Source organism: Streptomyces durmitorensis (assembly GCF_023498005.1).
In the GTDB taxonomy this organism is placed as follows: domain Bacteria; phylum Actinomycetota; class Actinomycetes; order Streptomycetales; family Streptomycetaceae; genus Streptomyces; species Streptomyces durmitorensis.
Genome location: NZ_CP097289.1, coordinates 5,658,362 through 5,670,344, shown reverse-complemented (window position 1 = coordinate 5,670,344; position 11,983 = coordinate 5,658,362). Strand labels below are relative to the sequence as shown.

10 protein-coding genes are annotated in these 11,983 nt (G+C 69.7%); 6 read left to right on the top strand and 4 right to left on the bottom strand.

Annotated elements, in window-relative coordinates:
- The first annotated feature begins 100 nt into the window (after positions 1–100).
- The 3 genes from M4V62_RS25455 to M4V62_RS25445 all read left to right on the top strand — a co-directional run bounded on the left by M4V62_RS25455 (position 101) and on the right by M4V62_RS25445 (position 5,069).
- On the top strand, positions 101–1,387 hold the full coding sequence (locus M4V62_RS25455) for an LCP family protein (RefSeq protein WP_249589541.1): 1,287 nt from the start codon (positions 101–103) through the stop codon (positions 1,385–1,387).
- 227 nt (positions 1,388–1,614) lie between these two features.
- Entirely contained in the window at positions 1,615–3,345 is a 1,731-nt protein-coding gene (locus M4V62_RS25450; RefSeq protein WP_249589540.1) for an LCP family protein, read from the top strand.
- Positions 3,346–3,428: 83 nt separating this feature from the next.
- Positions 3,429–5,069, top strand: coding sequence for an LCP family protein (locus M4V62_RS25445; protein ID WP_249589539.1), 1,641 nt, complete (start codon positions 3,429–3,431; stop codon positions 5,067–5,069).
- Positions 5,070–5,130: 61 nt separating this feature from the next.
- On the opposite strand, the gene M4V62_RS25440 is transcribed toward M4V62_RS25445, so the two are convergent.
- Positions 5,131–6,171 (bottom strand): glycosyltransferase family 2 protein, encoded by a 1,041-nt coding sequence (locus M4V62_RS25440; protein WP_249589538.1) that lies wholly within the window; start codon positions 6,169–6,171, stop codon positions 5,131–5,133.
- 162 nt (positions 6,172–6,333) lie between these two features.
- Here M4V62_RS25440 and M4V62_RS25435 point away from each other — a divergent pair, with 162 nt between their 5' ends.
- Complete coding sequence (locus M4V62_RS25435) at positions 6,334–7,818, top strand: LCP family protein (protein WP_486388583.1); 1,485 nt, start codon at positions 6,334–6,336, stop codon at positions 7,816–7,818.
- 27 nt (positions 7,819–7,845) lie between these two features.
- On the opposite strand, the gene M4V62_RS25430 is transcribed toward M4V62_RS25435, so the two are convergent.
- Positions 7,846–8,394: an acyl-CoA thioesterase gene (locus tag M4V62_RS25430; RefSeq protein ID WP_249589537.1), complete on the bottom strand. Its 549-nt coding sequence runs from the start codon at positions 8,392–8,394 to the stop codon at positions 7,846–7,848.
- Between the two features lie 129 nt (positions 8,395–8,523).
- Between M4V62_RS25430 and M4V62_RS25425 the strand changes: the two genes are divergently transcribed.
- Both M4V62_RS25425 and M4V62_RS25420 read left to right on the top strand, forming a co-directional pair.
- Positions 8,524–9,855, top strand: a complete 1,332-nt coding sequence (locus M4V62_RS25425) for an LCP family protein (RefSeq protein WP_249589536.1) — start codon at positions 8,524–8,526, stop codon at positions 9,853–9,855.
- Between the two features lie 164 nt (positions 9,856–10,019).
- Positions 10,020–11,147 (top strand): dipeptidase, encoded by a 1,128-nt coding sequence (locus M4V62_RS25420; protein ID WP_249589535.1) that lies wholly within the window; start codon positions 10,020–10,022, stop codon positions 11,145–11,147.
- On the opposite strand, the gene M4V62_RS25415 is transcribed toward M4V62_RS25420, so the two are convergent.
- Complete coding sequence (locus M4V62_RS25415) at positions 11,144–11,542, bottom strand: VOC family protein (protein ID WP_249589534.1); 399 nt, start codon at positions 11,540–11,542, stop codon at positions 11,144–11,146. The two genes, M4V62_RS25420 and M4V62_RS25415, sit on opposite strands and share 4 nt — an antisense overlap.
- A 45-nt stretch (positions 11,543–11,587) precedes the next feature.
- Positions 11,588–11,956, bottom strand: a complete 369-nt coding sequence (locus M4V62_RS25410; protein WP_249589533.1) for a VOC family protein — start codon at positions 11,954–11,956, stop codon at positions 11,588–11,590.
- Positions 11,957–11,983: the final 27 nt, after the last annotated feature.

Genomic DNA, 11,983 nt, shown 5'->3' with positions numbered 1-11,983 from the left:
CCCACACGAGCCCCTGGCCCGCAGGCCCCCGGCGTCACGTCGGTCCATGGTCGTAAGAGCGCACCATGCACCGACGTCGCTATGAGGGGTGGCCGTACACGTGTCCGACACCGCAGGCATGCCCGCCGGACCGGACCGACCGGACCCGGACGGCACCCCGCCTGAGCCGCCGACGACGTACGCACCCGGCGCGGGCTCAAGCCCCACGGGCGCGGGCATCGCCCGGCGCAGGCGGCGCTGGCTGCGCTGGACGGCCATGGGGGCGGCCGGGCTCGTGCTGGTCGCCGGGGGCGCGGGCTGGGCGGTCTACAACAAGCTCGACGGCAACATCACCGAGGACACCGACGCCGCGGCGGAGCTGGCGCGCTACGAGAAGGAGCGCCCCACACCGCTGGTGCACGACGCGCAGAACATCCTCCTGATCGGCTCCGACACCCGCTCGGGCCGGGGCAACAAGAAGTACGGCCGCGACAAGGGCACCGAGCGCTCGGACACCACGATCCTGCTGCACCTCGCGGCCGACCGGCAGAGCGCCACCGCGGTGTCGATCCCGCGGGACGTGATGGTGGACATCCCCAGCTGCCGCAAGTCCGACGGTTCGCGGACACGGGCCCAGTTCGCGCAGTTCAACTGGGCGTTCCAGTTCGGCGGGACGGCCTGCACGATTCGTACGGTCGAGAAGATGACGAAGATCCGCGTCGACCACCACATGGTCGTGGACTTCGCCGGGTTCAAGGACATGGTCAACGCCGTCGACGGCGTACAGGTCTGCCTCAAGGCCCCGATCAACGACTCCGACGCGCATCTGAAGCTCCCCGCGGGCAGGCACACCCTCAACGGCGAGCAGGCGCTCGGCTACGTGCGCGCCCGCAAGAGCATCGGCAACGGCAGCGACACCGACCGGATGGACCGCCAGCAGCAGTTCCTCGCGGCACTCGTCAACAAGGTGCAGAGCAATGACGTCCTGCTCAATCCGGCGAAGCTCTATCCGGTTCTCGACGCGGCCACTTCTTCGCTGACCACGGACCCCGCGCTGGCGAGTTTGCGTGGTTTGTACGAACTGGTGCGCGGCATGCGCAACATCCCCACAGAACAGGTGCAGTTCCTCACCGTGCCCCGGCGGTCGTATGTCTACGACGCCAATCGGGATGAACTCGTCGAGCCCGCGGCGGAGGAACTCTTCACGCGACTCCGAACGGACGCACCCCTCCAAGTGACGCGCAAGGAGCCCGAAACCGCGCCCGTCGACGAGGAGACGCAGGAGTACGACGACTCCGAGGACCACGGCGACTCCGAGAGCGACGAGAAGCCGGACGACCCTTCTCATACGCCTAGCCCCGCTCCCACATTCCGGGGCAACACGGCTGCGGGAACGACCTGCGAGTAAAGCCATCCCCAAGCGCAAGACCGCCTGCACAAAGAAATAGGGCGTATTGCCCAGTTGTAGGGGAGTGGAATTTGTCACCGGCGTCGTTCACCGCCGAACTGGCCGGATAGTGTGAGCGATCCGGTGCGCCGGGCCCTTCCGGGCTGCGCACCGCTGGATGACTGACCGAGCGCCTTTCTTGAGGGGGGAAAGGCGCCGCGTGGCCCCGACGGAGGACGCAGCTAACCGTGGACGCGCAAGGCCGTGGGCGGGCGGAGAACATCGACCCCGCAGACCAGTGGGTGCTCAACCCGAACACCGGCGATTACGAACTGCGACTGAGCCCTTCCGCAGGGCAGTCGGCAGTGCCTGGACCGCGCAGATCATCGCGGTCCTCGACCCGCCAGGGAGCGCGCGGCCGCGATGGCCGACGTGACGAGCCCCGTGATGAGCAGCGCGAGGTCCCGCCTCAGCGCAGACGCCGCAATCCGCAGCCGGAGGCGGCGGGCGGGCGGCGCAAGCAGAAGCCGAGGAAGTCCAAGGGCAAGAAGGCCCTGATGTGGACGGGCGGCTCACTCGCCCTCGTCCTGGTCGCGGTCGGTGTGGGCGGGTACGTCTACTACCAACACCTCAACGACAACATCAACTCGATCGCCGATGACGGCGCGAGCACCGGCGGCTTCAGCAAGGACCGCGCCATCAACATCCTGGTGATGGGTACGGACAAGCGCAGCGGCGAGGGCAACGAGAAGTACGGCGACAAGGGAAGCGTCGGTCACGCCGACACGACGATCCTGCTGCACGTCTCCAAGGACCGCACCAACGCGACCGCGTTGAGCATCCCGCGCGACATGATCACGGACATTCCGGACTGCCCGACCACGATGAAGGACGGCAGCAAGAAGACGATCACCGGCACGAAGGGCGCCCGCTTCAACGAGAGCCTCGGGCAGAGCGAGCGCACGCCCAGCTGCACCATGCGTACGGTCACGGAGATCACCGGGATAGTCCCCGACCACTTCATGGTGGCCGACTTCAACGCGGTCAAGACGCTCTCCAGCGCGGTCGGCGGCGTCGACGTCTGTCTGGCCAAGGACATCGACGACCCGGACTCGCACCTGAACCTGCCCGCGGGCAAGCACACCATCGAGGGCGAGGAGGCGCTGGCGTTCGTCCGCACGCGCCACTCCGTGGGCACCGGCGGGGACTTGAGCCGCATCGAGCTGCAACAGCAGTTCCTCAGCTCGCTGATGCGCAAGCTCAAGTCGAACGACACGCTGACCAGCCCGTCGAAGATGATAAAGCTGGCCGAAGCGGGCACCGAGGCGCTCACGGTCGACTCCAAGATCGCGGACATCATGAAACTCCGTGACCTGGGTATGGAGCTCGGCAAGCTCGACATGAAGAACCTGAGCTTCGCGACCGTGCCTGTCGTCGACAACCCGGCGGAGAAGGTCCACACGACCGTCGTCGTGGACAAGGCCAAGGCCGACCCGCTGTTCTCCATGATGCGCGCCGACGAGTCGCTGACCGCGGTGAAGAAGAAGGAGAAGAAGGAGAAGGCGGCGGTCGCCGCCCGCCTCAAGGGCAGCAAGTCCGACGCCTCCGAGGTGCGGGTCAACATCTACAACGGCAGCGGGAAGACCGGCGCCGCTCAGGCAACTCTCACGTACTTGCAGAACACTGAGGGCATGTCCAAGGCAAGCCAGCTCGGCAACGCGCCGTCCGACCTCAAGAAGACGACGCTGGAGTACGCCCCCGACCAGGCCGATCAGGCCCGGCGGCTCGCCGACGTCATGGGGCTCTCGGGCTCCGCGATGAAGCCCGGCAAGAGCGAGAAGAACTCGCAGGGTCTCCCCGCCATCAAGCTGACGCTCGGCAGCGACTTCAAGGGGGCCGGGGTGCCCATCAGTACCCCGTCGAAGGCGCCGGAGGGCATCCAGAAGGTCGAAGCGGACAAGACTGTGTGTGCCAAGTGACCTGAAGCGGCCATTCTGCGTCTGACTAGGCGCAGGATGGCCGTAATTCGGGGTAGCGCGGGGAGCGCGGGGAGGGGCAGGGGATGGGGAGAAGCAGCGTGCGTGGGGAGGGGGCGCGACAACGCGCCCCGCACGCCAGTGATCACGGCTTGGAAGAAGGCCCGCCGCACGAGGGAGGGGAGCCCTCGGCGGACAGCGGGCACCACAGGCGTCGGCACGGGGGTGGCGGCGGACGGGCTCCGCGTCCAAGACGCCGGATACTGCGCTGGTCGGCGACGATTCTCTCGGTGCTGATACTCGGCACGGCCGGCGCCGGATATCTCTACTACCAGCACTTGAACAACAACCTGGAGACCGACGACCTGAACCTCGGCGACCACCGGGCCCCCGAGCCCACGCCGAACGCGGCGGGCCAGACCCCGCTGAACATCCTGCTGATCGGCTCGGACGCGCGGGACTCCAAGGAGAACCAGAAGCTCGGCGGCGCCAAGGAGACCTTCGGGGGCACACCGCTCGCCGACGTCCAGATGCTCCTGCACCTGTCGGCCGACCGCACGAACATGTCGGTCATCAGCATGCCGCGCGACACGCTGCTCTCCATTCCCAAGTGCACCGACCCGGACGACGGCAAGGTCTACGAGGCGTCGACGCAGCGGACGATGACGAACCAGTCGCTCGGCCGCGGCGGCCCCGGCTGCACGGTCGCCACCTGGGAGAAGCTCACCGACATCCGCATCAACCACTTCATGGAGGTGGACTTCTCGGGTGTGGTCTCCATGGCCGACGCCATCGGCGGCGTACCGGTCTGCGTGGACGCCAACATCCACTCGCGCGACAGCGAGGGCCACGGCTCCGGCCTGAAGCTCGAAAAAGGCACCACGTACGTCAAGGGCGAGCAGGCCCTGCAGTGGCTGCGCACCCGCTACGGCTTCGACGGCGGCACCGACATCAGCCGGGCCAAGGCCCAGCACATGTACATGAACGCACTCGTGCGCGAGCTGCGCGAGAACGCCAACCTCGGCAGCCCCAACAAGCTGCGCAAGCTCGCCGAGACGGCCACCAGCGCGCTCAAGGTCGACGACGGCCTGGGCAGCGTCAAGGCCCTCTTCGACCTGAGCAACGAGCTCAAGAAGGTCTCGCCGGAGCGGACCACGATGACGACCATGCCCTTCGAGTACGTGGGCGCGCGCGTGATCCCCAAGCCGGGCGACGCCGAGCAGCTCTTCCGCCTCGTACGCGACGACATCTCACTGGACGGCAAGGGCAAGAAGAAGCCCGCCAAGGAGAAGGTCTCGGACGATCCGGCGGCCGACGACGGCGAGATCGCGGTGCAGGTGCAGAACGGCACCCGCACGGACGTCGAGCCCCCGGTCGGCGGGCGCGCGAGCACGGTCACGCAGATCCTGGCGGGGAAGGGCTTCACCAAGGCTGCGGCCGACACGACGACTGTCCTCGCGCAGGAGAAGACCGTCATCAAGTTCCCCAGCGCCGACCTGGAGGGCGACGCGCAGCGGATCGCCAAGTCCCTTGGCATGAAGCTGAGTTCGGTGAAGAAGTCGACGGACGTCTCGGGGGTCACCCTGGTCGTCGGTGCCGACTGGCGGGAGGGGAACGCCCCTCCCAAGTCGAAGCAGGACGACAAGACGCCGGATTCGGCCGAGGCGCTCAACGGCTCGGACAAGAAGGCGTGCATGCACGTGGATCCGAACTTCACCTGGAAGTGAGCCCGGCCCACGGGAGATGAGCCCGGCCCACGGAAGTGGGCCGGGGCTCGTCCTGCTGTGCTCAGGCCTCGCTGAGGACGGCCGGGCGCCGGGAGGCGATGACCTTCTTGGCGAGCGAGCGCGGGCTGGTCAAAAAGCCCCAGCCCCACGACATGTGCATGGTCGCGAGGGCCACCGGGATCTGGAGGCGCGCCTTCAGCCCGAGCCCCTTGCCCGCGGGCAGCGAGCCCGCGGCGATCGCCGCGACATAGCCCGCGGGGACGACGAAGCCCCAGGGCGTCACGAGCGCGCCCACGACGACGCCTGCCGCGATCGCGCAGACCGCGGTCGGCGGCGCGAGGTAGCGCAGGTTGATGGAGCCCTCGTGGTACCGGGCGACGACGTGCCGCCAGCGGCCGTAGTCCTTGTACTGCTTGGCGAGCGCCTTCACGCTCGGCCGCGGGCGGTACTGCACCTTCAGCTCGGGCGAGAACCAGATGAGCCCGCCGGCCTCACGGATGCGGAAGTTCAGCTCCCAGTCCTGGGCGCGGATGAACTCTTCGTTGTAGCCGCCCTGCTGTTCGAGGGCCTCGCGGCGGAAGACACCGAGGTAGACGGTCTCCGCCTGCTGGGCGGCGCCACCGGTGTGGAAGGCCGCGTTGCCCACGCCGATCTTCGACGTCATGGCGGCGGCGACCGCGTGCTCCCAGTCGTTCTCGCCCTCGGCGTGCATGATGCCGCCGACGTTCTGCGCGCCGGTCTCCTCCAGGAGGCGTACGGCCGTCGCGATGTAGCCGGGCGAGAGGATGCCGTGGCCGTCCACGCGCACCACGATCGGGTGGCTCGACGCCTTGATGGCGGCGTTCAGGGCCGCGGGCGTGCGCCCCGTGGGGTTCGGGACGGTCTGCACCTTCGCGCGGTGGCCCGCGGTCTCGGCGACCAGTTCGGCGGCGATCTCGTCCGTGCGGTCCGTGGAGGGACCGAGCGCGACGACGACCTCCATCTCACCGTCGTACTCCTGCTCAAGGATCGCCGAGACGGCAGCACGCAGGTGCCGTTCCTCGTTGAGCACCGGCATGATCACGGATACGGCAGGAAGCTGCACGTCGGGCGTCGCGTTCATCGGCGCCACGTTACCGCGAATGGGGGACACCGGCGCGCGCCGCCCGGCCTGCTGCCCCGGGTCGCAGATCGTATGGGCCTACGGTTCTCGCGTTCCCCGGCCCATCGCGGGTCCCCCTACCCCGTCCCGGACAGGCCCGTCACCGCGGAGGTGTCCCTTCACGTGCCCACACCGCCCCGCCGCTCCCCCACCCCGCCACCGCGTGGCCTGCGCCCGCCACGTGCGAGGCAGCCTGTGCAGCAGCCCGCGGGGCGGCCGGTCAAGCAGCGCAGGCGGCCACGCTGGGCGATGCGGGTGGCGACCGGGTTCTCGGTGACCGTGCTCGCGGCGGCCGGGATCGGGCACGGCGTGGTCACCAGCCTCGACACCGAGATCAGCCGGGTCGACGCCTTCAAGGACATGAAGAACCGGCCCAAGGGCGGCAACGGCATGAACGTGCTGCTCGTCGGCACCGACGGCCGCGAGAAGATCACCAAGGCGGAGAAGCAGAAGTACCGGCTCGGCGGGGCGCCCTGCCACTGCACGGACACGATCATGATCGTGCACCTCTCGGAGGACCGGGACCGCGCCAGCGTCGTGAGCCTGCCCCGTGACAGCTACGCCGAGATGCCCGAGCACGTCGACCGGAACTCCGGCGACAAGCACAAGCCGCACCCGGTCAAGATGAACGCGGCGTACGCGGAGGGCGGCCCCAACCTGACCGTGCGGACCGTCGAGAACATGACGAAGGTCAAGATCGACCACTACATGGAGGTCGACTTCACCAGCTTCATGAAGACCGTGGACGTGCTCGGCGGCGTCGAGATCTGCACGGCACGCCCGCTGAAGGACTCGTACACGGGACTCGATCTCCCCGTCGGCACGCACAAGCTGAACGGCGGCGCCGCGCTGCAGTACGTCCGCACACGGCACGTCGACGGCACGTCGGACCTGGGGCGGATGCAGCGCCAGCAGCGGTTCCTCGCGGCGCTCATCTCGAAGGCCACCGGCAGCGGGGTGCTGCTCAACCCGCTGAAGTTCCGCGACGTGTCCAGGACGCTGCTCGGCTCGGTCCGCGCCGACAAGGGCTTCGGCACGAACGAGATGCTCGCCCTGGGGCGGGCGATGCGCGGCTTCTCGCCGTCGTCGTCGGAGTTCACGACGGTGCCGCTGCGCAGCAAGGGCGTGCTCGTGCCGGGCATCGGGTCGACGCTGAAGTGGGACCCGCAGAAGTCCTCGAAGCTCTTCAAGGCGCTGCGCGAGGACCGTCCGCTCGCCGCGCACGGCGCCAAGCGCAAGGCGATCGTCGACGTGTCACCGCAGCAGATCCGGGTGCAGGTGGACAACGCCGCGGGCACTCCGGGCCTGGGCAAGCGGGTCGACAGCGCGCTGCGGTCCACCGGCTTCCGCACGACGCGGGCCCCGGGCAACTTCGTGGGCAAGCCGCTGCCGCGCACGGTCGTCGCGTACGACCCGCGCTGGGACCGCTCGGCGAAGTCCCTGGCGACGGCGCTGCCGGGCAGCCAGCTGCGGGCGGTGAAGGGGCAGGGCGCCACCCTGAAGGTGTTCGCGGGCCAGGACTTCAAGCAGGTCAGGCCGGTGCGGGCGGAGGACGCCTACCAAGGCGAGTTCGGGGCGCTGACGGGCGACCAGGTGGGGTGCCAGTAGGCACGGTGGCAGGGACGTGCGCCGCGCTCAGTCGTCGAGGCCCTCGGCGGCGCGCGCCTGCCGCAGCTCCTTGATGGCCCGGCGGCGCGCGAGGCGGTGCGTACGCCGGATCTGCGCCTCCTGATACCGGCGCCGGTCCCGCTCCGTCTCCGGAAGCACCGGCGGCACGCCCCGCGGCTTGCCGTCCGCGTCGACGGCGGCGAAGACGAGGTACGCCGACCCCACCTGCTGCGCGGGCGTCGACTCGTTCCAGCGCTCGGCGAGGACCCGGACGCCGACCTCCATGGAGCTGCGCCCGGTCCAGTTCACCTGCGCCTTCACATGGACGAGGTCGCCGACCCGCACCGGCTCCAGGAAGGCCATCTCGTCCATGGACGCGGTGACCGCGGGCCCGCCCGAGTGCCGTCCCGCGACAGCCCCCGCGGCGTCGTCCACCAGTTTCATGATCACGCCGCCGTGCACCGTTCCGAGGAGGTTGGTGTCGCCGTGGGTCATGATGTGGCTGAGAGTCGTGCGGGACGCCGAGGTCGGCTTGCCCGGAATCTCCGATTCCGCGCCAGGGGCCAGGTCTGTCATGGGCTCTACCTTAAGTCGGAGGAATGTCCCGGCCGCGACCGGCGGCTTTGCATCAGCTCTGCAACAGCCCTGAACCGAAATCCCGCCTGCCCTGTGAGGCGCATAGGCAGAGACGGCACACTGGGCCACATGAGCGATTGGCCTGACGACCAGGGCAACGGCCGAGGATACGGCCGTGGCAGCGGGAGCGCGCAGCCTGAGGGCGCCCGCAGGATGCGGCATGTCCAGCGCGGCGGCCCGTCCGGCCGACCGGGCCAGCAGCAGGCGGGAGGAGTCCCGCCGCAGCCCGCGTACGACGACGGGTACGGCCGGCCGTACGGCGACGCGCGCGACGACATGTTCGAGCCCCGCAGCTCGCGCCAGGACGGCTACGACAGCGGCTACAACACCGGCCAGGTCTACGGCGCCCCGAACGGCCAGGGCAACGGCGCGGGCCAGGGCGGCGACGACGGCTACGGAACCCGCGCGCCGCGCCCCGCACCGAACTGGCGCCGGCGCCTCAAGATCGGCTCGATCACCCTGGTCGTGGTGCTGCTCGCGGTCTCCATCGGCACGTATTTCTGGGCCGACTCCAAGCTCAAGCGCGAGGTCGACCTCTCCAAGGTCATCGAGCGCCCCGAGGGCGGCGCGGGCACGAACTACCTGATCGTCGGCTCCGACAGCCGCGAGGGCATGTCCGACCAGGACAAGAAGGACCTCCACACGGGTTCCGCCGCGGGCAAGCGCACGGACTCGATGATGATCCTGCACGTCGCGGACGACGGCGGGAACACGATGATCTCGCTGCCCCGCGACTCGAACGTGACGATCCCCTCCTTCAAGGGCGCCGAGTCCGGCAAGCTCTACCCGAACCAGGGCCGCCAGACGAAGCTCAACGCGGCGTACGCGGAGGACGGCCCCGAGCTGCTCGTCCGCACCGTCGAGTACAACACCGGCCTGAAGATCGACCACTACGCCGAGATCGGCTTCGGCGGCTTCGCCAAGATCGTGGACGCGGTCGGCGGCGTCGAGATGGACATCCCCAAGGGCTTCAAGGACGAGAAGTCCGGCGCCGACTTCGAGGCGGGCAAGCAGACCCTCGACGGCAAGCAGGCCCTGGCCTTCGTCCGCACCCGCTACGCCCTGCCGGGCAGCGACCTGGACCGCACGAAGAACCAGCAGAAGTTCCTCGCAGCCCTGGCCAACCAGGCGGCGACGCCGGGCACGGTCCTGAACCCCTTCAAGCTCTACCCCACGATGGGCGCGGGCCTGGACACGCTCGTCGTCGACAAGGACATGGGCCTGCTCGACGTGGCATCCATGTTCTGGGCGATGAAGGGCGTCACGGGCGGCGACGGCAAGTCCATGAACATGCCGCTCGCGGGCTCGACCGGCGGCAACCTCCTGTGGGACAAGGCCAAGGTCAAGCAGATGGTGAACCAGCTGAACAACGACGAGAAGGTGACCGTCTCGGGCGGCTGAACCGTCTCCTGAACCTGTCGCAGGGGCCCCGCCGGCCGATCGGCGGGGCCCCTGCGCGCGGCGAGGTCACGGCCTCGTACCCCGAACGCTTCGCCCGCCGTGAAGCCGCGGCTCCCGCGTGTCACGGTTGACCGGACTGCCACCCTGAAGTCCGGAGCACTGCCATGGCAGACCTGCAGGTCGAACTGAACGCCACCGCCGAAGCCGGAGAGCTGGACCAGCCCTCCGTACGGCCCCCCGAGCCACCGCCCATATCCGAGCCCGGACCGGCGCACGAACCCGCGCCCGGACCAGCACGCGCGCAGGACCCCCTCGGTCGGGCCCGCGCGCTGCTCGCCGCGCATCCCGTCGCCGACGGCTACAGCGGACTGCCCTGGACGCTGCGCGGGCTGCCCTGGTACGACCTGGAGCTCGGCGACAGCGCCGTGGACGCCGATGTGCCGCGGCTGCGTGAGGGCGGTGTGGGGGCGCAGTTCTGGTCCGTGCACGTCCCGCAGAGCATCACCGGTGACCGCGTGCTCGGCGCGACCCTCGAACAGATCGACCTCGTCAAGCACGTCGTCGGCGGCCACTCCGACGGCCTGCGCCTGGCCCGCACGGCGTCCGAGGTGGCCGACGCCCGCCACTGCGGCCGCATCGCCACCCTGATCGGCCCGGCGCGCGCCGAGGCGATCGGCGACTCGCTCGCCACCCTGCGCGCCCTGCACGCCCTCGGTCTCTGCTCGCTCACGCTCTCCGGTACGTCATGGACGGGCCCCGAAGGTCTCACCCCGTTCGGCGAGGAGGTGGTGCGCGAGCTGAACCGGCTCGGGGTGCTCGCCGAGCTGTCCGGCGCCACCGAGGCCACGGCGCACCGGGTGCTCGCCGTCTCCAAGGCACCGGTCCTCTTCGCCAGGTCGGGGGCCCGCGCGCTGCGGGACGCCCCGGCGAACCTCCCGGACGACCTGCTCACCGCGCTCGGCGCCGCCAAGGGCCTGTGCCTGGTGCCCCTGGCCGCCGAGCAGACGGGTTCCTCGATCCATGAGGTGGCTGACCACCTCGATCACGTACGCCGCCTCGCGGGCCCGGAGAGCGTGGGCCTCGCGGGGATGTACGACACCTCGGCCGCGCACCCCGACGGCCTGGCCGACGCATCGCGCTATCCGCACCTCGTCGCCGAGCTCATGGACCGCGACTGGCCTGAGGCCGACCTCGCGCGCCTGACGTGGGGCAATGCCCAACGGGTGCTGCGCGGGGCCGACTTCACGGCACGGGCGGCGCGGGAGAGGCGGCGCCGGCAGGCGGCCGGTTAGCCTTCGTCGATCCGGCAGAGGCAGAAGGGATGCCCTGCCGGATCGGCGTACACCCGGAAGTCGCGGCTGCCGTTGTCGTCGTCGACGTCGAGCGGTTTGGCGCCCAGGGCGAGTGCCCGCTCCTGGGCGCGCTCGATGTCCTGGACGGCCGGACCCACGTCGAGGTCGAGGTGGATCTGCTGCGAACCGGCGCCCGCCTGCGGCCAGTTGGGCGGACGGTGCCCCGGGGCTTCCTGGAAGCAGAGGCGCAGGCCGCCGGGAGCGTGGAGCGTGACCCAGTCCTCACCCTCGTCGCCCTCGACGGTGCCGCCCAGCAAGTGCGCGTAGAACTCGGCCAGTTGACGGGGATCGGGACAGTCCAGGACGACATTGCGCATGCGCGCGACGGGTGTCATGCGTGTTTCCCTCCTTTGTGGATCCTTTGTTGGATCCTTTGTGGATCAGCAGGCGCAGAGACAGAACGGGTGCCCGGCCGGGTCGGCGTACACCCGGAAACTCCGCTCGCGATCCTCCGCGTCGAGCACGGTGGCGCCGAGCGCGAGCACCTCCTTCTCGACGGCGTCCATCTCCGCCTGCGGCACGTCGAGGTCCAGATGGAACTGCTGCGAGTGCGTCGCCGCGGGCCACTGCGGCGGTACGTGGCCGGGGGCGGCCTGGAACGCGAGCGGCGTGCCGTCCTGGCCCTCGAGGTGGGCCCAGTCGTCGTCGTCGCGCTTGGGGGTGCCGCCGATGACGGCCGCGTAGAAGGTGGCGAGCGCGAGGGGGTCGGGGCAGTCGAGTACGACGTAGCCGAGTTTGGCGAGCGGCATGGCTTCTCCTCGTTCGCGGATGGGTTA